Origin of the sequence: Nocardia sp. BMG111209, from assembly GCF_000381925.1 — a bacterium.
In the GTDB taxonomy this organism is placed as follows: domain Bacteria; phylum Actinomycetota; class Actinomycetes; order Mycobacteriales; family Mycobacteriaceae; genus Nocardia.
In genome coordinates this window covers 1,122,929-1,145,815 of record NZ_KB907308.1, presented here as the reverse complement: position 1 = coordinate 1,145,815, position 22,887 = coordinate 1,122,929, and the positions used below count along the sequence as shown (strand labels likewise).

Here is a 22,887-nt window from a genome sequence, read left to right as displayed (position 1 = left end):
CGATGCGCCTACTATCCGGAAGAGTGACTGCCCGCTTGCCGTTGATCGATATCTCCCGGTTCCGGGGGTCCGCCGCCGACCGGGCGGCATTCCTCGACGACCTGCGGCACGCCGCGCACGAGATCGGCTTCTTCTATGTCGTCGGCCACGGCGTACCGGACGAGCTGACCGCCGGGATCTTCGACGTGGCCCGGCAGTTCTTCGCGCTACCGGCCGCGCAGCGCCTGGAGATCTCGAACATCCACTCACCGCAGTTCCGCGGATACACCAGCACCGGGCACGAATACACCGCCGGCGCCCCGGACCGCCGGGAGCAGATCGACATCGGACCCGAGCGCGAGGTGCTCGCACCGGTGCCCGGGGCCCCCGCCTGGACCCGGCTGATCGGTCCCAACCAATGGCCGGCGCAACTGCCGCGGCTGCGCGAGACCACGCTGGCCTGGCAGGCCGAGGCGCTGCGGGTGAGCCGGGAGGTGTTGCGCGCCTTGTCCGTTGCGCTCGGCCAGGACGAGGGCTATTTCGACGCCTGGTTCGACGAGCAGGCGTCCACCCACGTGAAGATCATCCACTATCCGGGTCGTGACACCGGCGATTCGGACCAGGGGGTCGGCGCGCACAAGGACTACGGCTATCTCGCCCTGCTGCAACAGGACGAGGTCGGCGGTTTGCAGGTGCAGGGCCCGGACGGGTGGATCGACGCGACGCCGGTGCCGGGCAGTTTCGTGTTCAACATCGGTGAGATGCTCGAGATCGCCACGCGGGGCTATCTGATCGCGACCCGGCATCGGGTGGTCAGCCCGGCGCCGGGCGTGGACCGGTACTCGGTGCCGTTCTTCCTCGGCCCCCGGCTGGACGCGGTGGTCGAACCGCTCACGCTCCCAGCGGATCTCGCGCCGCTGGCCCGTGGCATCAGCGACGAGGCGGACAATCCGCTGCTGGCCGCCTACGGGGAGAACGCCCTGATCGGCTGGCTGCGTTCGCATCCGAAGGTGGCCCAGCGCTGGTGGTCCGATGTGCCGGAGCAGTCTTGACGGAGGATTGGTCTTTCGAGACGCGGCAGATTCACAGTGGGGCACAACCGGATCCGGCCACGGGTGCGCGGGCCACGCCGGTCTACCAGACCACCTCGTACGTCTTCCACGACGCCGAGCACGCCGCGCGGACCTTCGCGTTGCGCGACCCGGAGACCCACGCCTACACCCGGGTGTCGAATCCGACCACCGCGGTCGCCGAGGCCCGGCTGGCCGCGCTGGAGGGCGGGGTGGGTGCGGTGGCGGTGGCCAGCGGGCAGGCGGCGGTATCGCTGGCGCTGTTGACGATCGCGCGCGCCGGTGACCACATCGTCGCGGCCGCAACGCTTTACGGCGGCACCTACAACCTGCTCGCCTACACCTTCGCCGATCTCGGCGTCACCGTCGATTTCGTGCACGATCCCGACGATCCGGCGCGGTGGCGGTCGGCGATCCGCCCGAACACCAAGGCGCTGTTCGCCGAAACCGTGGGCAATCCGCTCGGCAACGTGCTCGACGTGGCCGCGGTCGCCGAGATCGCGCATGCCGCCGGGATCCCGCTGGTGGTCGACAACACCGTTCCCACACCGTATCTGCTGCGCCCGATCGAGCACGATGCCGACATCGTGGTGCATTCGACCACGAAATTCCTCTCCGGGCACGGCACCGCCATCGGCGGCGCCGTGATCGACAGCGGCCGTTTCGATTTCGGCGCCGAGCCGCGGCGCTGGCCGCAACTGAACACCCCGGACCCGAGCTATCGGGGTCTGGTCTTCGGCGCCGAGTTCGGTGCGCTCGGCTATCTGACCCGGTTGCGTACCAGGCTGCTTCGCGATCTCGGCCCGGCGGTATCGCCGTTCAACAGTTTCCTGTTGCTGCACGGGCTGGAGACGCTGTCGCTGCGGGTGGCCCGGCACAGCGAGAACGCGTTCGCGATCGCGGAATGGCTGTCCACCCGGCCGGAGGTCGAGCGGGTGCACTACGCCGGGCTGCCGTCGAGCCGCTGGCACGCGGCCGCGAAACGGTATCTGCCGCAGGGCGCGGGCGGCGTGCTGGCCTTCGAGCTGACCGGCGGGCTGGCCGCGGGCCGCCGGTTGGTGGACCGGTTGCGCCTGTTCAGCCATCTCGCCAATATCGGCGATGTGCGCAGTCTGGTGATCCATCCGGCGTCGACCACACATGCGCAGCTGGACGCCCGGCAGCAGCTCGACAGCGGGGTGACCCCCGGTCTGGTGCGCCTGTCGGCGGGCCTGGAAGGGACACGCGATCTGATCGCGGATCTGGAAGAGGGATTGGGTGGCTGAATTCGCCGGCACGACCGGAACCGTGCACCATCAGCGCTGGGAGCCGCCGCGGCCGCGGGCCCTGGTGGTGTTCTTCCACGGTCTCGGGGAGCACATCGGCAGCTACGAGCCGTTCGCGGCGGCGTTGCGGGACGCCGGATTCGCGTTCTGGGCCGCGGATCACGCCGGGCACGGCCGCAGTGCGGGCGAGCGCGTACTGATCACGTCGGTGGATGATCTGGTCACCGACGCCGCGACCCTGATCGGGCTGGCGCGGCGGCAACATCCGGAACTACCGCTGATCGTGGCCGGACATTCCCTGGGCGCGTTGGTGTCCACGCTGCTCGTCGCCGAACGTCAGGTGCCCGCAACGGCTCTGGTGCTGGCCGGGTCCTCGCTGGTCGTCGCCGGGGAAAGCTGGGTGCTGAAGGTGCTGGCCGCGGGCACCGATCCCTGGGAGCTGCGCCGGGATCCGAGCGAGATGGTGCGAAATCCCGCCTACGCGCAGCAGATTCGCGAAGATCCGCTGACCTGGCAGGGTGGCCTGCGCTTGCAGACGCTCGGCGCGCTCGGCGAGGTCGCGCCCCGGATCCCCACGGCCCTCGGCGCACTCACGCTGCCCGTGCTGTTCGTGCACGGCGAGGACGACGATATGGCCCCGGTCGCCGGGGTCCGGCAGGCCGTGGCGGCGCTTCCGGATGCCCGCGCCGCGATCTTCCCGGAGGATCGGCACAACATCCTCAACGAAATCGACCGCGACGAGGTCTACCGTGCCGTGGTGGCCTTCATCGACGAGCAGCTGTAAAGGATCCACGATGACACGCGCACACCGGAATCCGGTGGCGGCGGCCGCGGCCGCCGCCACCGCGCTGCTGGCCTGCCTCGCCCTCGCGGGCTGCGGTACCGGCGGCGACACCGGCCCGGGCACCGTCGCGCAGACCAGTCAGGCGGCGACGCCGCCGGACACCGAACTCGACACCGGGGCCACGGTCAACGTCCGCCTGACGCTGGAACCGACCAGCCTCAACATCTTCGGCACCGCGGGCACCGCCCTGGAACAGCTGTTGCTGGACAACGTCTATCGGAGCTTGCTGAGCATCGACACCAATGCCAAGGACAAGATCGTCCCCGGCCTGGCGAGCGCGTGGGAGGTCGCGCCGGACGGGCTGTCCTACACCTTCCATCTGGCGCCCGGCGCGAAATTCCACGACGGGTCCCCGCTGACCGCCGCGGACGCGGTCTGGTCGCTGAACCAGCAGATCGCGCCCGGCTCGAAATCGGTGCGCGCGGCCAACTTCAGCTCCGTCGCCGAGGTCACCGCGCCCGATCCCGCGACCGTCCGGCTCACCCTGAAGCAGCGCGACACCCAGCTGCTGTGGTCGCTCGCCGGTCGCGGCGGCATCGTCTACAAGCAGGGCACCGACTTCGCCACCCTGGACGGTGCGGAGAACGGGTCCGGCCCCTTCCGGCTGACCCAGTGGAACCGGGGCTCCTCGATCACGTTGCAGCGCGACGATTCCTACGCGGGCGCGAAGCCGAAGGTCGCGAAGGTGGTGTTCCACTACATCAAGGACCCCAACGCGGCGAACAACGCGGAATCCACCGGGCAGACCGATATCCAGGTGGCCGCCGATCCGACCCTGCTGCAACCGTTCACAGGCAACGGCAAATTCACGGTGCTGCGCGGCACCACCACGGACAAGTTCGTCCTCGCGTTCAACGGCTCGCAGGCGCCGTTCACCAATCCCGATGTGCGGCACGCGATCCGGCAGGCCATCGACAAGAAGTCGGCGGTGCAGACCTACGGCGCCGGCGTGGTGATCGGCAGTGACGTGCCGCCGCAGGATCCCTGGTACGAGGACCTCACCGGCATCGACGCCTACAACCCGGACAACGCGAAGAAACTGCTCGCCGCCGCCGGTTTCGCCAACGGGCTGCAACTGACCCTCGACGTGCCCAACATCTATCCGCCGTCGGTCACCGATGTGCTGGTCTCGGATCTGAAGAAGGTCGGCGTCACGCTCGTGGTGCGGCAGGTGGAGTTCCAGACCTGGCTGCAGAAGGTGTACACCAACAAGGACTTCCAGCTCAGCCTGGTCGACCATGCCGAGCCGCACGATCTGGACAACTACACCAAGCCCACCTACTACTTCGGTTACGACAACAAGCAGGTGCAGCAGTGGTACGCCCAGGCCCGCACCGCCGCCTCCGACGCCGAACGGGACACGCTGCTGAAGAACGTGGCCCGGCAGATCTCGCAGGACGCCGCCACGGATTGGCTGCTGCTGGTGGAGACCACGACCGTGGTGCGCAACGGGGTCTACGGGGTACCGCAGGCCGAGACCAGCAACCGGTTCGATCTGAGCACGCTCGCGGTCGGCAAGTGATACTGCCGTCGTGACCGTATTCCTGTTGCGCCGCACGGGGTTGCTGGTGGTGTCGCTGGCGGTGGCCAGCGTCGTGGTGTTCGCGTTGCTGCGGCTGCTGCCCGGCGATGTGGCCGCCACCATCGGCGGTATCAACTACAGCCCGGCCCAATTGGCCGCGCTGCGAGCGGATCTGGGGCTCGATCGGCCGCTGCCGATGCAGTACCTGTCGTGGATCGGCGGTGTGGTGCACGGTGATTTCGGCCGATCCCAGCTCAACGGCACCTCGGTGAGCGCCGAACTGGGCCGGAAGCTGGAGGTTTCCGGTCCGCTGGTGATCGGCGCGATCGCGGTGTCGCTGAGTCTGGCCGTGCCGCTGGGCACCTGGGCGGCGATGCGCAACCGCACCGTCGCCGGCGGTGCGCTGTCGGCACTGTCGCAGCTGGGTATCGCGATCCCCGGGCTGTGGCTGGCGCTGCTGCTGATCACGGTCTTCGCGGTCGAGCTGAAATGGCTGCCCGCGCAAGGGTTCCCGGTGGACGGCTGGGCGCATCCGGGGCAGGCGATCCGCAGTCTGGTGCTGCCGTGCCTCGCCCTGGGCCTGACCGAGGGCGCGGTGCTGCTGCGGTTCGTGCGGTCGGCGGTGCTGGGTGTGCTGCACGCGGACTTCCTGCGCACCGCGCGATCGAAGGGTCTCACCCGCGGACAGGCGTTGCTGCGGCACGGTTTCCGCAATGCCGCGCTGCCTGTGGTCTCGATCCTGGGTCTGCAGGTCGCGACGCTGCTGGTCGGGGGAGTGGTGGTGGAGACGGTGTTCACCCTGCCCGGCGTCGGCAACATGCTGGTGGCCGACGTCGGCAACCGTGATCTGGTGAAGGTGCAGGGCGAGATGCTGCTGCTCGTCGCCGCCATCACGATCATCGGATTTCTCGTCGACATCGCCCATCGGCTGATCGATCCGCGCCTCGGGGCCGCGCGGTGAGCGGGTTCGGCCCCCGCCGGGTCGCCGCGTGGCGACGGCGCGGCCGAGCGCTGCGCACGGTGCTGCGGGCGCTGGTGCGCCGGCCGGCCGGGGTGTTCGGCCTGGCGGTGGTGGTGATCCTGGTGGTCGCCGCGCTCGTCTCGGTGTGGTGGACGCCGTTCGATCCGCAGGCCACCGATCCACATGCGGCCTGGCTGTTGCCCTTTCAGCGCGGACATGTGCTGGGCACCGACCGGGTGGGCCGGGACCAGTTCAGCGAACTGCTGGCGGGCAGTCGCGAAACCCTGGTCGTCGCCGCCGGTTCGGCGCTGCTCGCCGCGATCATCGGCCTGGCCCTGGGTATCACGGCCGCACTCGCCCCGCGCCGCCTCGGCGCGGTGGTGGCGCAGGCGATCGATCTGATGATCGCGTTCCCGGCGCTGCTGCTGGCGATGGTGCTGGCCGCGGTCTACGGCAGCTCACTGGCCACGGTGCTCGCCGCGATCGGGATCAGCGCCGGGGTGGCGGTGGCGCGGGTGTCGCGCGGGGAGATCGCGCGGGTGCTGGCCGCGGATTTCGTGCTGGCGGCCCGCGCCGCGGGCGCCTCGACGCCGCGGATCGTGCGAAAACATCTGCTGCCCAATATCGCTCCCACCCTCATCGTGCAGCTGTCGCTGGTGATGGCGGTGTCGGTGCTGACCGAGGCCGCGCTCACCTACCTCGGCTACGGCAGTTCACCGTCGACCCCGTCGTGGGGTGGGCTGCTGCACGAACAACAGGCCTACATCTCGGCCCGGCCGCTGCTGGTGGTGTGGCCCGGCCTGGCCGTCGCCCTGACGGTGCTGGGCCTCAACCTGCTCGGGGACGCCCTGCGCGATGCCACCGATCCGCGACTGCGGCAGGGCCGGATCGGCCGGCGTGGGGGTGCCGGATCGCCCCTGGCGGTCGGCGCCGTGATCGCCGAGTCCGACGTGGTCGCCACCGAGCGCCGCGCCGCCGACGCCGGGAGTTCCGCGTGACACTGCTGCGGGTAGCGGACCTGACCGTGCGCCTCGGCGGCCGGACGGTCGTCGACGACGTCGGATTCGAGCTCGACGCCGGGGAGCGCCTCGGCCTGATCGGCGAGTCCGGATCCGGGAAAACGCTGACGGCCCTGGCGATTCTGGGCCTGCTGCCGGACGAGGCCGAGGTGTCCGGCAGCGTCCGCCTGGACGGCGCCGAACTGCTCGGCCGCGGCGACCGGGAGCTGTCGCGGATCCGCGGCAACCGCATCGCCATGGTCTTCCAGGAACCGCTGTCGGCGCTGAATCCGCTGATGCGCGTGGGCAAGCAGATCGCCGAGCCGTTGCGCCGGCATCGCGGGCTGTCCCGCAGAGAGGCTCTGGCCGAGGCGGTTTCGCTGGCCGCGAAGGTGGGTCTGCCCGATCCGGAGGTGCTGGTGCGCGCCTATCCGCATCAGCTGTCCGGCGGCCAGCGGCAGCGGGTGGGTATCGCGATGGCCGTCGCCTCCCGGCCCGCGTTGCTGCTCGCCGACGAACCGACCACCGCGCTGGACGTCACCGTGCAGGCCGACATCCTCGCGCTGCTGGCCGATCTCGTCGCCGAACAGGGCACCGCCCTGCTGTTCGTGACCCACGATCTGGCGGTGCTGGCCCAGGTGGTGCAGCGCGTGCTGGTCCTCGGCGACGGCCGGGTCCTGGAATACGGCCCCCTGGACCGGATCCTGCACGACCCGCAACACCCTTACACCCGAACACTTCTGGACCTGGCCCGCGCCGCCGCCTTCCGCGGCCCTGCCGCGACCCACTCCGCCGGGGACCCCGAGCCCGCGCCCCCGACTGCCGGGGCTCCGAATCCGGCTGCCGAGGCCGCGAATCCGGTCCGCTCGGACTCGACGGAGGGAACCCGATGACCACCGACGGGGAGGTACCCCCGCTGCTGACAGCCACCGGCCTCACCCGCAGCTACCGCTTGCCCCGGCGGGGCCTGTGGGAACGCCCGCAGATCCGGCATGCCGTGCGTGAGGTCGGTTTCGACCTGCCCGAGGGTGGCCGGCTGGGCATCGTCGGCGAGTCCGGTTCCGGGAAGTCGACCCTGCTGCGCCTGCTGCTGGCGCTGGAACCGGCCGACGCGGGGACGGTCCGCTACCGCGGCCGCGTGGTGGCCGGTCGTGACCTGCGCTGGTTCCGCCGCGATGTGCAAGTGGTGTTGCAGGATCCGCTGGACTCGCTGGATCCGCGCGGTACGGTGCGCGATTCGATCGCCGAACCCCTGGAATGCCTGCGCATCCCGGGTGACCACGATGCCCGCATCGCCGAACTGCTCACCGCCGTCGGCCTGGAACCCGATGCGGCCGAGCGTTATCCGCACGAATTCTCCGGCGGCCAGCGGCAGCGCATCGCGATCGCCCGCGCCCTGGCCCCGCAGCCGGCGGTCCTCGTCGGCGACGAACCCTTCTCCGCGCTGGACGCCTCGGTCCGGGCCCAGATCATCGAACTGGTCCGCGATCTCGCGGCGCGCTTCGGCCTGTCGCTGATCCTGGTGTCGCACGATATCGGGGTCGTGCAGCAGTTGTGTGCCGAACTGCTCGTGCTGAAGGATGGGACGATGGTCGAATCCGGCTCGACCGCAACCGTTCTCGACGATCCACAGCATCCCTACACGCGAAAGTTGCTGCGCGCGGTGCCGACGCTGCCGGGGTGATGCGATGTGCGGCGCACAGTTTCCGTCCGAGACCGAGGAGACGAACCGGTGACGATCGAGATCGACACCCTGACCGATCCCGCCGAGGTGCGGGCCGCCGGGGCGATATTCCGGACCGCGATGGTCGGCCTGCCGCCGGTGCCGGCGGAGGTGGCCGACAGCCTCGTCGAACCCGGTCGCACCCTCGGCGCGCGGCTCGACGGGGAACTCGTGGGCGGGGCCGATTCCTACACCAGCCGGCTGGCGGTGCCGGGCGGGCAGTGGGTTTCGCATGCGGCGGTCACCCATGTCGGGGTCCTGCCGACGCACACCCGGCGCGGCGTGGTCAGCGCGCTGTTGCGGCATCAGCTGACCGAGGTGGCCGCTCGCGGCGAGGTCGTGGCGAGCCTGCGTGCGACCCAGGGTGGTATCTACGAGCGGTTCGGGTACGGCGTGGCCACCTCGTCCGCCACGGTCGAGGTGGATCTCCGGCGTGCCCGGCTGCGCGACACCGTGCCCGACGGCGGACCGGTCCGCTACCTCGACCCCGCGGCGCGCTGGGCGGCGCTGCCGAAGATCTATGCCACCGAGGGCTTCTCGTGGACCGGTGCGATCGATCGTCCCGAATACTGGTGGCGGTTACAGGAATCGGTCGCGGCCGGTGGCGGATGGACCGTGGTGCACGGTGAACCCGGCGCCGAGGACGGTTTCCTGCGCTATCGGGCCGCCGATACCGACGGCTGGCCGCGGCAACCGCGGCGCACGGTGGTGGTGGACGATTTCGTGGCGACCACACCTGCCGCCTTCCACGGGCTGGTGCGGCATCTGCTGTCCCACGACATCCTCGATCGGCTGATCGTCACCTTCACCCCGCTGGACAGTCCGTTGCGGCATCTGTTCACCGACGAGCGCGCGGTCACGGTCACCGGGGTCGCCGACGAGACGTGGCTGCGGTTGGTGGATGTGCCCGCGGCGCTGGATCGCCGCACCTACCGCGGGGGTACGCCGGTGGTCGTGGCGGTCACCGATTCGATCCTGCCCGCCAACTCCGGCCACTACCGGATCTCGGCCGAGGGAGCCGTCCCCACCGGCGATCCGGCCGATCTGAGCCTCGATGTCGCGGCCCTGGCCGCCGTGTACCTCGGTGGCACCGCCTGGCGGCAACTGGCGCTCGCGGGCCGCGTCCACGAACATCGCCCGGGTGCGGTCGATGCCGCGGATACGTTGTTCGCCACCGGCATTCAGCCGTTCGGCGGCACGTTCTTCTGAACCGCGGCCGGCTCAGCGCGGCCGATCCGGCAGGTCCCGGGGCCGGATCGCCTTGTCCCGGTACATCGCCGAGTCCACCGTGTGCATGAGCGCGTCGATATCCTGTGGGCGCCGGTCGACCAGGGTGGTGCCGACGCTGGCCCCGATCGAAACCGGTTCGCCGGCTACGACTATCGGCTGGGAGACGGCGGCGAGGAGGCGATCGGTGACTTCGGCCAGTTGCCGCGGGCCGGTGCAGTCCTCGATCAGCACGATGAATTCGTCGCCACCGATACGGGCGGCGAGCCCCTCCGGCGCGGCGGCGTCGCGCAGCCGTTCGGCCACCGTACGCAGGACGCGGTCGCCGACGGTGTGGCCGTGCGCGTCGTTGATCGCCTTGAACCGGTCCAGATCCAGATAGCACAGCCCGATCGGGCCGGTGACATGGGCGAGCCGGTCGAAGAACAGGACCCGATTGGCCAGGCCGGTGAGATTGTCGTGGTGGGCGTCGTGCCACAGCCGGTCGGCGAGGGCCTTGCGCTCGGTGATGTCGACCGCGACGCCGATCAGGAACCGCACCCGTCCGTCGGCATCGCGTACCACCGACATCGACAGGTCGATATCGGTGTGGCTGCCGTCGGGCCGGATGGTGTGGGTCTCCATCCGGAACCGGTCGACCTCGCCGAGCAACAGCAGCCGGAACCGGTCGTACGCGGGGCCGATGTTGTCGGCGCCGAGAATCTCCAGCACGGTGTGACCGGGGATGCGGTCCTGCGGGACGCCGAGCATCTCGGCGAAGGCCGCGTTCACGTCCAGGACCCGCCCGGTCTCGGCGTCGATGGTGCCGATACCCACCGAGGCCCCGGCGAACACCGCGGCGAACCGCGCCTCCGACAGCTGGCGCTGGGACTGCGCCTCGCGCACGGCGGCCAGCGCCGCCGCGAGGGTGCTCTCCTGCTCGGCCAGTGCGGCGGAGCGCAGCGCCGCGGTGAAACCCGCGGCGAATTCGCTCGCCGCGTCGATCGCGCGCTGCCGCACCCGCTCGTATTCCGGTCCGGCCCGGTCCGGGCAGGCGGCGTCGACCATGTCGCGGCAGATCACCGCGATCGAGCGGCTCACCGCGGTCGCGTCCCGATAGTTGGCCTCGACCAGCGCGGACGCGGCCGCCCGCGCCACGCCCGGCTCGGCCGTGCCGCGCAGGACCGCCAGCAGTTGCTCGCCGAGCCCGGCCAGCAGCGCCTCGATCCGGGTTCGCGTGAGGGTGGGTGCGACCACGCCGTCGAGCGCGTCGGCCCAGCGCACCCCCAACTCGTGCGAACCCACAGCTACACCCCTGCCGTATCGTCGATCCTCGACATAGTTCCTGTTCCGGCGAGTGTGCGCGCCCGGCTCGGCAGCTGCCGCGGCGCCCCCGCACCCGCCGGCGCGCTCAGATCCTGCGTCCCACCCCCGCCAGACCGAGGGAGCGTCCGGGGGCCTCGTGCAGATCGCGGTCGGATTCCGGCCGCCACTGCGGCAACTCCACCACACCGGGCTCGATCATCTCCCAGCCGTCGAACATCGCGGTGATGGCCGCGCGGTCGCGGAAGCGGATGCCGACGTGACTCGTGTTGGCGGAGTGGTCACCCAGCAGCGCCGCGTCGTCGGGGCGCAGCGCGGAGGTCAGATGCGAGATGGCCACGTAGCTGCCCACCGGCAGCGCGGCCCGCAGCGCCGCGACCCGTTCGGCGGGCCGCTCGTCGTCCTGGAGCAGGTGCAGCACCGCGATCAGCAGCAGCCCGATCGGCTCGCCGACATCGATCAGGCCGGTGCCGGCGGCCGTGGCGAGCAGTTCCTCCGGCTTGCGCAGATCGGCCTGGATCGCGTCCGCCCCCGGCACGTTCGCGAGGATGGTGCGCGAATGCGTGACCGCCACCGGATCGATGTCGGCGTAGAGCACCCGGATGCCGGGATCGATCGACTGCACGATCTCGTGCACATTGCCGGCGGTCGGGATGCCGGAACCGATGTCGAGGAACTGCCGGATACCCGAGTCGGCGAGGAAGCGGACCACCCGGCGCAGGAAGGCCCGGTTGCTCAGCGCCAGCCGTGGCAGATCCGGGACGAGTTTCTTGGCCTGTTCCGCGACGAGCCGATCGATCTCGAAGTTGTGCGAACCACCCAGCAACGCGTCGTACATCCGGGCCGGGCTGGCCCGCGTCATGTCCACACCGTCGGGTGCCCATGCCGGTCTGTCCACGCGAAAACCCCTCTTGCGCTTGTATTTCCGAGTCTCCGCCCGAGCGGCCACCCGGCGTGCGCCGAATCGGCGGCACGGGTATACCAGCGGATATTAGTCTCATCGGCGCCGGACGTCGATCTTGTCCGCTACCAGGGGAAACCGGCGCGTGCGGCGCTCGCCGGCGCTGCCGGGCGGTGGCCGGGTTCCCACTGATTCGTTGACACGATGAAACAAATGATCGTACATTGTTTCATATGGGGACGGATCGCGACGATGTGGATGAACGAATCATGGACGCGGCCTTGGAGCGCATTCTCCAAGTGGGTATCCGCCGCGCGAGTCTCGACGATATCGCGCGCCGCGCCGGGCTCAATCGCATCACCATCTATCGCCGTTTCGCGGGTAAGGACAATCTGGTCGAGGCCACGCTGGCCCGGGAGACCCGGCGCATGCTCGCCGAGGTGACCACGGTCGTCACCACGACCGAGGGCGTCGACGCCCAGATCGAGGCCGCCGTCCTGTACGTGTTGCGCACCACCCGCAGCCATCCGCTGGTGACCCAGTTGCTCAACGTCGCCCCCGACGAGGCGATGAGCTTCTACACCGTGCGCGGCGAGGAGATGATCCGGCAGGGTGTCGACTACATCGTCGCCGTCCTCGAACTGACCCGGCAGCGCGGCCTGATCGACGACTACGATCCGCGTCCGGTGGCCGAACTCCTTGCCCGGCTGGCACATTCGCTGTTCCTCACCCCCGGGGGCGGCGTCGACTTCAAGGATCACGATCGCGCACGGGAATTCGTGCGCGCCGCCGTCGTGCCGCTGGTGAAACACGGCATCGGCCCGAAGGAGACCACCGATGAATTCACCCGTCCCGCATCGTCATCCCGCGACGCCCCGTAAGGTGCCCGGCCTGCGGGCCTTCGCCGTCCTGCTGAACATCGGCACGCCGGATCCGCGGGAATGGCAGGCGCTCGGTGAGGCGCTGCTCGTCGGCGACGAGCCGATGGACCGGCTGGTCGAGTGGATGTCCGGCGAGCGCGCCGGCGGCCCGGCGACCACCCGCCCGCTGTTCGAACGCGCTCTGCGCGAAGGGATCTCGTCGATTCCCGATGCGCCGGAACCGTTGCGGGAGTTCTTCGGCCGGTACGAGACGGCGCCGGACTGGGTGGACTGGCCCACCATCCGCCGCGCCGAGCAGGTCTTCCGGATGGGCGGCACCGACGGGTTGTACATCGCCCGCGACGTCGCACTGCTCGGTGGCTATCTGGCCTCCGGATTCAACAAGACGCTGATCCGCACCGGTGCGCTGGAGAAGGGACCGGCCAAGCGGTTCGCCGAGACCCTGCAATGGGCCCTGGACGTCACCTCCGAGGAGGGGATGCGGCCGCTCGGCCCCGGCTACCGGGCGACGATGCAGGTGCGGCTGATCCACGCGCTGGTCCGCAAACATGTGGCGGCGCAACCGGATTGGGACAGCGCCGCATGGGGGCTGCCGATCAACCAGACGGATATGGCGGCCACCCTGGTCGGTGCGCTCATCTCGCCGTTCCTGGGCGCGATGCCGATGGGGGTGGTGCCGGCCCGCGGCGATCTGGCCGCCGCGGCCCACCTGACCCGGTACGTGGGCTGGCTGATCGGGGTGCGGGACGAGTGGCTGCCCGACGGTTTCCGGGATTCGGTGCGCATCCTGTACCACTGCATGACCGCGATCACGAATCCGGACGAGACCAGCGCGCAGCTGGCCATGCCGATGGCCGACGATCCACTGGGCTGGCACTATCCGAATCTGGCCGGGCTGCGCGGTCGGATCGCGCGGGCGCAGCACCTCTCGATCGCGAGTATGTTCCTCGGCCCCACCTCGATGCGGCAACTGGGCCTGCCCGCGACCGTGCCGCCGTGGTACCCGCTGGCGCGCATTCCGGTGAATCTGGCCCGCAGCGCGATCACCCGGATGCTGCCGGGCGGGCCGGCGCGCGCCGCGCTGCACGGCCGCCGCCGTCAGGAACGGTTCCTGCGCACCCTGATCGGGGACCGACCGGCGGTGATCGGCGAATCGGTCCGCTCCGCCGCCTGACGAGTCGATGTTGCTGGGCGGATGCGAGATAATTTGCCGCTCGTTTCCGCCGAGGTCACCGGTTCCGGCAACCCGCCACCGGACCGGAGCTCGAGCGCCTACCATGCAGTTGGCCGGTCTCGTGCGCCGAAACCGGCCGAACCGCAATGTAGCTCGATCGTAGCCGATATGCGGGGAGTGGGCCTCGGCAACCTGCCGATGTGGACTTGTCGGTGTCATGGGGCATGCTCTTGGCACGCAGACTGTCCACGAGCCCGTCCGGAGTACCCCATGTCGTCCCGTCGAACGAAGCCACAACCGCTGTCCGACACCGAGATCCGGCAGATCGCCGCGGACATCACCGCCGGCACACCGCCGATGGTGTGGTTCACCGCGGAGGCTGTCGGCGTGCCGGAAGGCCGTTCCGGCAAGGTGGTTGCCCTCGGAGATCCCACCGAGGGCGACTTCCTGCAGGTTCGGCCCACCGGTTCCAAAGATGTGCTGTCGTTCTCGCCCACCGAAGTGACGTTGACCAAACCGGCCCGGCGCACCACGCCCGCGGCCCCGAGTTCCAGGAAGGACCCCGCCTTGACGACCCCGTCCACCGTGACCCCAGCGTCGGCGCCGAGTCAGGAGCCGGCGAACCACGTTGCCGCCGAGCCGAATCCGGCCCCGGCGACACCCGCCGCGGCGCCGGGAGCGGGCGCCGACCCGGCCGGCGCGAAGCCCGCCGGCGCCGCCCGCGCACCCCGGGAGAAGGCTCCTGCGGCCCCGAAGAAGGCGAAGGTGGCGGAGGTCACCGTGACGCTGTCCGGCACCGCCGACGGCGAATGGACCGTCGACGTGGTCAACGGCAAGAAGCGCACCGTGCGCGGCCTGTCGGTGTCCGGCGCCGCGGTCGCCCAGGCGGCGAGTCTGCTGCATCCGGAGGTCGCCGAGGTCGTCGATTCGGTACTGGAGTCGGTGCGTACCAGTCAGCGGGCCAAGGTCGAGCAGTTGCAGACCGAACTGGAGAACGCGCGCCGGCTGCTCGACGAACTCTCCGGCTAGACCGCGGTCTCCCGCCGCCAGTTGCGCCGGCTGCCCGCCGCCGCATGGCCGAGATGGCGGATGTCGTCGTAGAACACGTACCCCAGCGAATACTCCTTCGCGTGGTACATCGCCGAATCCGCCTCGCGCAGTAGGTCGTACACGGTGTCGTCGGCACTGCGCGGGGCGTCGCAGGCGATCCCGATGCTGGTGGCCACCGATACCGGGCCGGCGGTGAGTTCGAACGGTTCCCGGAAGGCGGCGAGCAGCCGCTCGGCCAGAATCGCGGACTCCTGCCGGTTCGCACAGCCCAGCACCACGAATTCGTCGCCGCCGTACCGGGCCGCCAGATCGTCGTGACCGATCACGTGGCGGATCCGGTCCGCGGCGCCGGCGATCAACTCGTCGCCGACGGCGTGGCCGTGGGTGTCGTTGATGGCCTTGAATCCGTCGAGGTCGAGGAACAACAGGCACAGCGGCCGCCCCGCCCAGCGGTCCGCGTACACCCTGGGTGCGCGCAGCAGCGCGGCCCGGTTCGCCAGGCCGGTCAGCAGGTCGTGATCGGCCTGGTACTGGGCCCGCCGTTCGCTGCGCAGACTACGCACGACCGCGCGCTCGCTGCGGGCCAGCACGCCGACGAGCAGTACCGCCAGCAGTGCGGAGACCACCGCGCGATCCAGGGTGTCGAGATTGGCCCCGACCACCGGCCCGAGTGAGGCCACCACCAGCAGTACCGCGATGAAGCTGGCCCGCTGCCGGGACTGATGCGGATGGATGTGCCGCGGCTGCCCGACGGTGACCATGGTCGGATGCAATGCGGCCAGGCCGACCAGCAGGAAGGCCAGCAGTTCGGGGATGAGCAGCAGATTCGGGCCGAGGGTGAGATATCCGGCGGCGTCGAGGTTGTAGCCGAGATCGCCGGCGAGCACGGTCAGCAGGCAGCTGTGCACCAGCCGCAGCGAGGTCTCCGAACGCCCGGCGGTGACCATCGAATGGGTGACCACCGTCAGCAGCAGCGCGTCGACGATCGGATAGGTCACCCGGATCAGGGTGGGCCCGTCGAAGACCCGCGCCGCGTGCAGGACCGGGGAGATCAGGAAGGTCCAGGAGGCCAGCAGCGCGCCCAGTCCGATCAGCCAGGAATCCAGGATCAGATCGATGTGGAAGGTGCGCCGCGGCACCAGCCACAGCACCGCCGCCGCACCGACACCCACGTACCCCCCGAGGGTGAACAGATCGGCCAGCGGCGGCGGTATGGGCCACTCCAGGAAGTCGCGCAGCGTGGTGCCGACGCAGAACAGGACCGAGGAGGCCGCGAGCAGGAACCACGCCACCGGGGCCGGCGGCCGATGGCGGTGCACCCCGGTACAGATCATCGCCAGCGTGGCGGCCACCACCACGAGCATGGCCACCAGCGCGAGCGGCCGTCCCGCCAGCGGCACCGTGATCACCGCCAGGATCAGGACGGGCGTGGTCGCCCACCAGGGCGACCTGGTTCGGCACCAGTTGCGATCGGTGCGATGTCCGTCGGCTGCCATCAGCCCCCCTTGTCCACGTAGTCCCCTGTGAACCGTGCCGCGTAGTAGGTTTGTGCGTCCTCCACCGCGACGTCAGCATCCGCCTGCTCATCGAGCGCTGCTCGCAGCGCATCGGCGAACGAAAAACGAGAGTTGTTGTACGAGCAGATGTCCCAGCCGACGACCGCGCGTTCGGCCGCCAGGATCCGGACAATCGAAGTGATCATGGCATGAAATGCCGTGCCCTGTCGCGCGGTCGGGTCGACCAATGTGAATCCGGCATAATAGATCGCGCCGCGGGCCGCGTGTAACGGAAAACGTGCTGCGAAGTAGTCCGGGCTGATCCACGGCACCGTCTCCAGGTGCCGGGTCAGGGTACTGAGGCCCACGGGGGTGCCGCCGGTGGTCCGGGCCACATGTTTCTGCACCCGGGGGTCGGTCATCTCTTCGTGAAACTCGTTGCGGTACAAGACTTGCCGTGCAATTGCCCGGGTGCGCAACGGGCCGAACGCGGTCTCGTACAGCCGATGGAAAGCATCGATCTCGGCATCGGGGATCGTGGTCTCGATGCCGACGTGGATCGCCGCGGCGGCGACCGAATATTCCGCGCCGGCCGTCACGACCGGCTCCGGCCGCCGGAACGGTTGCGGCCGAGCAATCTTCGGCCGCCGGTGTCCGCGCAGGCCGCCGCGTCGGCCCGGAGCGCCGGTTCGCCCCAGCCCGCGGTGGCGTAGGCGGCCAGGACCAGTGCGCACACCGGTCGCCCGTCGGCCCGCGCCTCGATCGTGCAGGTGCGTACCGGACCGAAGCGCTGCGGCCGGCCGGCGGTCATGTCCGCGAGGCTGGCATGGATGAGATCGTCCACCTCCCTTGCGGTTTCGCCCTCGTGCTCGACGAACAGCCCGGCGCCGGAGCCATCGGACTGCAATGTCCAGCCCAGTCCGGCGGCGGCGCGCGCCCCCGGCTCGGCGGCGTACCCGGCGGCGTAGACGCAGTACAGCCGATCGCCCCAGACGATCGGTTTGCGCACCCGGCGGGTCCGTTCGATGGTCGCCCGCGGTGGGATCACCGACGACAACCGGATCAGATTCGCGTCGCCCACGCCGAGATCGCGCAACGCCGCGTCGAACGCGGCGATCGGGGTCGCCCCGGCCCCCGCCGCGGCGCCCACCTCGATGGCCGGTGCCGCGGTCCGATTCGATTGGCGCACATCGTCACCGAGCGCGTCGAAACTGTGGTGTCCATAGGTCGCGATCATGTGCGTCCTTCCCCTGCCGTCCCAGTGTCGCATTTAAAAGGCTGGTGTTGCGGCAAATTGGCTCGGCGTGCCTCCGCGGGCGAGTGACCGCAGGTGCCGACCTCGCGCGGGTATGTTCATCCCTGTTGACGGGGTACTCGGTGATAGCGAAGTCGAATCGGCACGTGGGGTGAAAACGGCACAATTCGGCCTGTTAGATGACGTGCCATCATCTATCGGCACTGTTTACATCGTGCCATCATCTGTGTAACTTGTCTGCAATCTGCAGTTCATCTGGTTCGCAATGTAAGTGGTGCAGAGAATGTCGTCACGCGTCCGGGAAGCCCGTTTCGAGTATCTGCCGAGCCGTTCGCTGGAGTGGTACGCGGAGTTGGACAGACCGCGCGTTCTGTTGCGGCGCTACCGCGCGTGGCTGTCCGCGACCCGGACGCGGCGGGTGCTGGTGCGGCTGTTCGCGGCGCCGCTGATACTGCTGACGCTGTGGCTGATCGGCGGTTCCGTGGCCGACGCGAACAACGGCACATTATCCGGCGGCAGTATGTCGGCTATCGACGGTTTGTCCTGGACGGACGTCCGGGACACCTCCGACGTCCCCCTGTCCAGCTACCTGTTCGCGACCGATTCCGGCAACCTGCTGCACCCCGGGACCACCGCGCTGGCGCTGGTGCTCGGCGTCGAATTCACGATCTTCATGGTCGTGGTGATCAGTGCCGTCTGGGTGACCGGCTATGTCCTGAGCTTCCGCTGGCTGGACTGGCTGGGCAAACCCCTGACCGCGATCGGCGACGCGCTGACCCATCAGATCGCGACGCCGATCGTGCTGGCCGTGAGCGCCACCGCGGGCGCATTCCTGGTGGGCTGGTTCGTATTGCGCGGATATCACGCCAAGGCGGCGCTGCAGGTGGCGGCGATGCTGGCCGTCGCGGTGCTGGGCGCCACCTATCTCGCGCATCCCCTGGCCGATGTGCTGTCCTCGAACGGCCTGCTCGCACAGGGCCGTAACGTCGGCATCACGATCGCGGCCGGCGTCGCCGGACAGGACAACCCGCGGTCCGGCGAGATCCTCACCGGACTGCAGGGCACCCTGTCCGACAATTTCGCGCGACATCCGTTGCAGGTGTGGAACTTCGGGCATGTGGTCGACGATCGGCCCGGCTGCCGCGCGGCCTGGTCGGCGGGGGTGCGCGCGGGCAGTCAGACGCAGATGGCGAACGAGCTGGCCGGCTGCGGAGATGCCTACGCGCACGCCAAGATCGACAATCCGAGCTTCGGCCAGGTCGGTACCGGCCTGGTGCTGATCGTCTTCGCGACGATCCTGCTGTTGTTCCTGGCGTATCTGGCGATCAAGGTGTTCCTGGCCGCGCTGTCGTCGGTGTATCACGGCATCCTCGCCGTCTTCGGTTTCGCCGCAGGCGGTTTCGTGTACGGGCCGACCCAGGCCTTCCTGATCCGGAACCTGGTCGACATCTTCGCCGACGCCGTGGCGATGGTCGTCTACACGGTCTTCCTGGGGGTGTACACGCTGCTGCTGGACGCGCTGTTCCGCTCCGCGCCGGGCAGCGGGATGGCGGTGATCTTCGTCGGGGCGATGGTGCTGGTCGCCGGATTCGCGCTGTTCCGGCGGCTGGATCTGAGCATCGCCGGCGGCCAGGTCCGGGTGGTCGAGCAGATCCGGGCCGCGCTCGCCGGCCGTCCCGCCGCCACCGGCGCCGCGTCACCGGCGGAGATGAGCGCCGCCTCGCTGCGCTACAGCCTGTCGCCCGGACATCTGGCCGGGCGGGCCATGGCCGGATTCAACGAGCTGGGTGCGATCAACGCCAACCCGGTCACCTCGTGGATGTTCCGGCGCCCCAACCCGTTCGGTTTCTATTCGAAGCAGATGCAGCACATGAACGAGCTGAACTACCGGCTGCTGCTCGGTGAGATCCCGCCCGAGGCGGCCGGCGGCTGGATGGCCCGGCTCACCGCCGGCAAGAACGCGCACGACGGTGCGGCCCGCGCGGCCGCGGAAACGTTCGGCGGGTACAACTCTCGCGCCGCGGCGGCCGCGGTCACCAATGTGCTGGAGCTCGGTGGCGACGGCGCCGACGCGCAGGGCGCCCTGCTGGCCGCGGGCTTCTCGCCGAGGATGGCGGAGCACGCGGTCCGGGTACATCGGCACATGCTGGACGAGGCCAAGACCAGCGATGTCACCTACCAGCCGCTCGGCGAGGCCGCCGCCGCGCTGCGATTGGCCTCGCGCACCCGCGAGTACTCGCCGGACCGGCGCGGGGCGTACACCGCGCAGGTGGCCGAGGCGGCGAGCCTGTTCGAGCGCGCGGCCACCCGGCCGCTGTGGGACGACGAACACGATGTGGATCGCGCATTCGTCGCGCGGGCACTGCATCTCGTGGACAGCCACGCCGATCTGCAGGAGATCAAGGATCGGATTCCGGTCTCCGAGTGGCGTTCCGTCACCGACGACACCCGTCGCAAGGTAGGTGTCGAGATCGCACAACGGCTCAAGGAGACCAGTACCCGATTCCACCTCGACCCCACCGACGCCAACCACGTCGCGGCGATGGAGATCGCCCGCAGCGCGATGCGGATCGACCGTTTACTCACCAGCGACCAGGCCAGTCTCAACCTGTGGACCAAATGACACCCACGCGGACGCGTCACCGATAGAGGAACCGATATGTCAACCTCGCACACCCCACCGCCACCGGCGCCATCGCGGACGCCGGCCCGGATCGTCCGAAGCCTGGTCCCGGCCCGCATGGACCGGCTGCCGTGGACCAGGTTCCACTGGCTCGTCGTCGTGGGTCTGGGCGTGTCCTGGATCCTCGACGGACTCGAGATCCAGATCGTCAGCAGTATGGGCGGACCGCTCGGGGACATCCGCACGCTGCATCTGAGCAGCGGCCAGGTCGGCGCGACCGCGTCCTGGTATCTGGCCGGACAGGTGGTCGGCGCGCTGTTCTTCGGCCGTCTCACCGACCGGCTCGGCCGCAAGAAGCTGTTCATCCTGACGCTGGCGATCTATCTGCTCGGCAGCGGACTGGCCGGATTCGCCTGGAACGCTTGGTCTCTGTTCCTGCTGCGGTTCCTGGCCGGGACCGGGATCGGTGGCGAGTACACCGCGATCAACTCCGCCATCGACGAGATCATCCCGTCCCGGTACCGCGGCCGGGTCGATATCGCCGTGAACGGAACCTATTGGGCCGGTGCGGCATTGGGCGCGGCGGCCAGCCTGATCCTGTACAACGAGAATTACGTTCCGGTGCAATGGGGTTGGCGGCTGGGCTTCTTCATCGGGCCGGTGCTCGGCCTGTTCATCATCTTCGTGCGGCGCGGGATCCCGGAGAGCCCGCGGTGGTTGCTCACCCACGGCCGTGCCGAGGAGGCCGAACGCACCGTCGACGAGATCGAGAATCGATTGCAGGAGTACGGGGTTTCGCTACCACCGGTGGACGAGAGCAGGATGCTGGCGCTGACGGAGACCGACCGGCTCAGTTATCCGCAGATGGCGCGAATCTTCTTCGGCCGCTACCCCGCTCGCTCGTTCCTCGGCTTCTCGATGATGGCGACGCAGGCCTTCCTCTACAACGCCATCTTCTTCACCGAGGGCCTGGTACTGATCCACTTCTATCATGTGCCGTCGGACCACACCGGGTACTACTTCTTCCCGTTCGCGATCGGCAACCTGCTCGGACCGCTGGTACTCGGGCCGCTGTTCGACACCGTCGGCCGGCGGATCATGATCAGCGGCACCTATCTGCTGTCCGGCGTGTTGCTACTCGGTTCGGCGTGGGCCTTCCACGCCGGAATCCTGAATGCCACGACGCAGACCGTGTTCTGGTGCGTGATCTTCTTCTTCGCCTCGGCGGGCGCGTCCTCGGCGTATCTGACCGTCAGCGAGATCTTCCCGCTGGAACTGCGCGGCCAGGCCATCTCGTTCTTCTTCGCCATCGCCCAGGGCGCCGGCGGCGTGGTCGCGCCGTACCTGTTCGGACATCTGATCGGCGGTTCCGACAACCCCAACCCGGACCGCGTGCCACTGACCTGGGGCTACGTGATCGGGGCGGTGACGATGATCGTCGGCGGCCTGATCGCCTGGTTCTTCGGGATCGCCGCCGAGGGCAAATCGCTCGAGGACATCGCCGATCCGTTGTCGAAGGCACAGGAGCCGGACCCGGGCAGCGGGACACCGCGACTCGCACCCGGTGAACCGGCGGTCTGACCTCGGCCGCCGTCCGGTGGCCGCGGGCGTGGGCTCAGCGTCGCCGATTCGCCACGCGGCGGACGAATTTCAGGCCGGACCAGTCCTCGCCGAGCGCGGCGACCTTCACATCCACGAGGCCGGTGGCGAGGAGGAGTTCGCGCACCAGGTTGTCCGTGATGTCGCTGTCGTGACCGGCCGCTCGCCGGGGCCACGCGATCCACAGCATCGCGTGGTCGTCCAGCGCCGCGGCCAGATCCGCTGCCTCGCAACGCACGTCGTCCAGCTCGCGGTAGAACGCGATCGTCACCTCCGCACCCGCCGGGCCGCCGTCGCCGATCGTGCAGCCGGCGGGCAGTTCCGGCACCGGCCAGCCCGCGGGCCGGTGGTGGAGATGAACGGTGTGACCGGGCTTGATCCCGATCTTCCGGGTGAGGGGGTCGGTACTCATACTCACTCTCGTACAGGACGTTTCACCCGAGGAGCGTGACCACCAGTGGGATCCTGCGCAAGTCGTCGAGGGTGCAGCACATACCGGCAAGCATGCTGACCGCGCGCATACCGATCGAATAGTCGGGCATCCCAGGGTCGAGGTAGTCGAGGTCGAAGGTACCGGCGTTCTCGAACGCGACACGCAATTCATCCGGCATGCCGGGCAGATCCGCTTCGAGATCCAGATTGTCCACGTCGACCCAGGCGAGCTCGTTTCCGTCGACCCAATAGGTCAGACTCGCGTCTGCGTTGATCGACAGCATGCTCGTCGCGGCAACACGGCCGTCGGCGGACAGGAGGCGCGTGCTGCTGTGGTCGGTGGCACCGGAGTCGTCGTAGACGAATGTCCACTCACCGATGCGTCCCGCGAGCAACGCCGCGCCCTCACGTTCGTCGGCGGCGAGGGCAGCCGCAGGCAGCGAGGTCCACTCGTCCGGCCTCGAACCGGGCAGCTCGCATGTCCGGAACCACCGGGGCTTGGCTCCCAGTACTTCCAATGCCGCGGTGGGCTCGAGCCCACGCACCACGTGGACACAGTGGTTCGGGTCGTCGTTCGCCAACCCG

At 69.4% G+C, this 22,887-nt stretch carries 21 protein-coding genes; 14 read left to right on the top strand and 7 right to left on the bottom strand.

The window, feature by feature from the left end:
- Positions 1–23 precede the first annotated feature (23 nt).
- Genes G361_RS0128945 through G361_RS0128905 form a run of 9 tightly spaced genes read left to right on the top strand, consistent with a single transcriptional unit; the run spans position 24 to position 9,571 of the window.
- Positions 24–1,031: an isopenicillin N synthase family oxygenase gene (locus tag G361_RS0128945; RefSeq protein WP_026343631.1), complete on the top strand. Its 1,008-nt coding sequence runs from the start codon at positions 24–26 to the stop codon at positions 1,029–1,031.
- Complete coding sequence (locus G361_RS0128940) at positions 1,028–2,314, top strand: O-acetylhomoserine aminocarboxypropyltransferase/cysteine synthase family protein (RefSeq protein WP_019930626.1); 1,287 nt, start codon at positions 1,028–1,030, stop codon at positions 2,312–2,314. Before G361_RS0128945 ends, G361_RS0128940 begins: the two co-directional genes overlap by 4 nt.
- Entirely contained in the window at positions 2,307–3,098 is a 792-nt protein-coding gene (locus G361_RS0128935) for an alpha/beta hydrolase (RefSeq protein WP_019930625.1), read from the top strand. The genes G361_RS0128940 and G361_RS0128935 overlap by 8 nt, the downstream gene beginning before the upstream one ends.
- Positions 3,099–3,108: 10 nt before the next feature.
- Positions 3,109–4,680, top strand: coding sequence for an ABC transporter substrate-binding protein (locus G361_RS0128930; protein ID WP_019930624.1), 1,572 nt, complete (start codon positions 3,109–3,111; stop codon positions 4,678–4,680).
- A gap of 10 nt (positions 4,681–4,690) precedes the next feature.
- On the top strand, positions 4,691–5,641 hold the full coding sequence (locus G361_RS0128925; RefSeq protein ID WP_019930623.1) for an ABC transporter permease: 951 nt from the start codon (positions 4,691–4,693) through the stop codon (positions 5,639–5,641).
- Entirely contained in the window at positions 5,638–6,639 is a 1,002-nt protein-coding gene (locus G361_RS0128920; protein ID WP_019930622.1) for an ABC transporter permease, read from the top strand. Before G361_RS0128925 ends, G361_RS0128920 begins: the two co-directional genes overlap by 4 nt.
- On the top strand, positions 6,636–7,532 hold the full coding sequence (locus G361_RS0128915) for an ABC transporter ATP-binding protein (RefSeq protein ID WP_019930621.1): 897 nt from the start codon (positions 6,636–6,638) through the stop codon (positions 7,530–7,532). The genes G361_RS0128920 and G361_RS0128915 overlap by 4 nt, the downstream gene beginning before the upstream one ends.
- Positions 7,529–8,323 (top strand): ABC transporter ATP-binding protein, encoded by a 795-nt coding sequence (locus tag G361_RS0128910; RefSeq protein ID WP_019930620.1) that lies wholly within the window; start codon positions 7,529–7,531, stop codon positions 8,321–8,323. Before G361_RS0128915 ends, G361_RS0128910 begins: the two co-directional genes overlap by 4 nt.
- Before the next feature lie 48 nt (positions 8,324–8,371).
- Positions 8,372–9,571 (top strand): GNAT family N-acetyltransferase, encoded by a 1,200-nt coding sequence (locus tag G361_RS0128905; protein WP_019930619.1) that lies wholly within the window; start codon positions 8,372–8,374, stop codon positions 9,569–9,571.
- Positions 9,572–9,583: 12 nt separating this feature from the next.
- Here G361_RS0128905 and G361_RS0128900 read toward each other — a convergent pair whose 3' ends face one another.
- Both G361_RS0128900 and G361_RS0128895 read right to left on the bottom strand, forming a co-directional pair.
- Positions 9,584–10,873 (bottom strand): sensor domain-containing diguanylate cyclase, encoded by a 1,290-nt coding sequence (locus tag G361_RS0128900; RefSeq protein ID WP_019930618.1) that lies wholly within the window; start codon positions 10,871–10,873, stop codon positions 9,584–9,586.
- 106 nt (positions 10,874–10,979) lie between these two features.
- Positions 10,980–11,789 carry an SAM-dependent methyltransferase gene (locus G361_RS0128895; protein ID WP_026343629.1) on the bottom strand — a complete coding sequence of 270 codons (810 nt, stop codon included), beginning with the start codon at positions 11,787–11,789 and terminating at the stop codon, positions 10,980–10,982.
- Between the two features lie 236 nt (positions 11,790–12,025).
- Here G361_RS0128895 and G361_RS0128890 point away from each other — a divergent pair, with 236 nt between their 5' ends.
- The 3 genes from G361_RS0128890 (at position 12,026) to G361_RS0128880 (ending at position 14,876) form a co-directional block, all read left to right on the top strand.
- A complete protein-coding gene (locus G361_RS0128890) occupies positions 12,026–12,673 on the top strand; it encodes a TetR/AcrR family transcriptional regulator (RefSeq protein ID WP_019930616.1) in 648 nt (215 codons plus the stop codon).
- Complete coding sequence (locus G361_RS0128885; protein WP_026343628.1) at positions 12,630–13,847, top strand: oxygenase MpaB family protein; 1,218 nt, start codon at positions 12,630–12,632, stop codon at positions 13,845–13,847. Before G361_RS0128890 ends, G361_RS0128885 begins: the two co-directional genes overlap by 44 nt.
- A 270-nt stretch (positions 13,848–14,117) precedes the next feature.
- A complete protein-coding gene (locus G361_RS0128880; protein ID WP_019930614.1) occupies positions 14,118–14,876 on the top strand; it encodes a DUF6319 family protein in 759 nt (252 codons plus the stop codon).
- Here G361_RS0128880 and G361_RS0128875 read toward each other — a convergent pair.
- Genes G361_RS0128875 through G361_RS47350 form a run of 3 tightly spaced genes read right to left on the bottom strand, consistent with a single transcriptional unit; the run spans position 14,873 to position 17,630 of the window.
- Entirely contained in the window at positions 14,873–16,393 is a 1,521-nt protein-coding gene (locus tag G361_RS0128875) for a GGDEF domain-containing protein (protein ID WP_019930613.1), read from the bottom strand. The two genes, G361_RS0128880 and G361_RS0128875, sit on opposite strands and share 4 nt — an antisense overlap.
- Entirely contained in the window at positions 16,393–16,992 is a 600-nt protein-coding gene (locus G361_RS0128870; RefSeq protein ID WP_019930612.1) for a hypothetical protein, read from the bottom strand. Before G361_RS0128870 ends, G361_RS0128875 begins: the two co-directional genes overlap by 1 nt.
- On the bottom strand, positions 16,989–17,630 hold the full coding sequence (locus G361_RS47350) for a pyruvoyl-dependent arginine decarboxylase (RefSeq protein ID WP_019930611.1): 642 nt from the start codon (positions 17,628–17,630) through the stop codon (positions 16,989–16,991). Before G361_RS47350 ends, G361_RS0128870 begins: the two co-directional genes overlap by 4 nt.
- Before the next feature lie 301 nt (positions 17,631–17,931).
- On the opposite strand from G361_RS47350, the gene G361_RS0128860 reads away from it, so the two are divergent.
- Positions 17,932–20,271, top strand: coding sequence for a hypothetical protein (locus G361_RS0128860; RefSeq protein ID WP_026343627.1), 2,340 nt, complete (start codon positions 17,932–17,934; stop codon positions 20,269–20,271).
- 117 nt (positions 20,272–20,388) lie between these two features.
- Positions 20,389–21,852 (top strand): MFS transporter, encoded by a 1,464-nt coding sequence (locus G361_RS0128855; protein WP_019930610.1) that lies wholly within the window; start codon positions 20,389–20,391, stop codon positions 21,850–21,852.
- A 34-nt stretch (positions 21,853–21,886) separates the two neighbouring features.
- Here G361_RS0128855 and G361_RS0128850 read toward each other — a convergent pair whose 3' ends face one another.
- Together G361_RS0128850 and G361_RS0128845 are read right to left on the bottom strand one after the other, a co-directional pair.
- Positions 21,887–22,282 carry a DUF3052 family protein gene (locus G361_RS0128850; protein WP_019930609.1) on the bottom strand — a complete coding sequence of 132 codons (396 nt, stop codon included), beginning with the start codon at positions 22,280–22,282 and terminating at the stop codon, positions 21,887–21,889.
- A 22-nt stretch (positions 22,283–22,304) separates the two neighbouring features.
- Positions 22,305–22,883 (bottom strand): DUF6461 domain-containing protein, encoded by a 579-nt coding sequence (locus G361_RS0128845; protein WP_231387117.1) that lies wholly within the window; start codon positions 22,881–22,883, stop codon positions 22,305–22,307.
- Positions 22,884–22,887 lie beyond the last annotated feature (4 nt).

What these genes read in the sequence shown, in the direction of transcription:
- G361_RS0128875 (WP_019930613.1), bottom strand. Translation starts at nt 16,393, where the DNA reads ATGGCAGCCGACGGACATCGCACCGATCGCAACTGGTGCCGAACCAGG.
- G361_RS0128880 (WP_019930614.1), top strand. Translation starts at nt 14,118, where the DNA reads ATGTCGTCCCGTCGAACGAAGCCACAACCGCTGTCCGACACCGAGATC.
- G361_RS0128860 (WP_026343627.1), top strand. Translation starts at nt 17,932, where the DNA reads ATGTCGTCACGCGTCCGGGAAGCCCGTTTCGAGTATCTGCCGAGCCGT.
- G361_RS0128910 (WP_019930620.1), top strand. Translation starts at nt 7,529, where the DNA reads ATGACCACCGACGGGGAGGTACCCCCGCTGCTGACAGCCACCGGCCTC.
- G361_RS0128855 (WP_019930610.1), top strand. Translation starts at nt 20,389, where the DNA reads ATGGACCGGCTGCCGTGGACCAGGTTCCACTGGCTCGTCGTCGTGGGT.
- G361_RS0128890 (WP_019930616.1), top strand. Translation starts at nt 12,026, where the DNA reads ATGGGGACGGATCGCGACGATGTGGATGAACGAATCATGGACGCGGCC.
- G361_RS0128930 (WP_019930624.1), top strand. Translation starts at nt 3,109, where the DNA reads ATGACACGCGCACACCGGAATCCGGTGGCGGCGGCCGCGGCCGCCGCC.
- G361_RS0128885 (WP_026343628.1), top strand. Translation starts at nt 12,630, where the DNA reads ATGAATTCACCCGTCCCGCATCGTCATCCCGCGACGCCCCGTAAGGTG.
- G361_RS0128850 (WP_019930609.1), bottom strand. Translation starts at nt 22,282, where the DNA reads ATGAGTACCGACCCCCTCACCCGGAAGATCGGGATCAAGCCCGGTCAC.
- G361_RS47350 (WP_019930611.1), bottom strand. Translation starts at nt 17,630, where the DNA reads ATGATCGCGACCTATGGACACCACAGTTTCGACGCGCTCGGTGACGAT.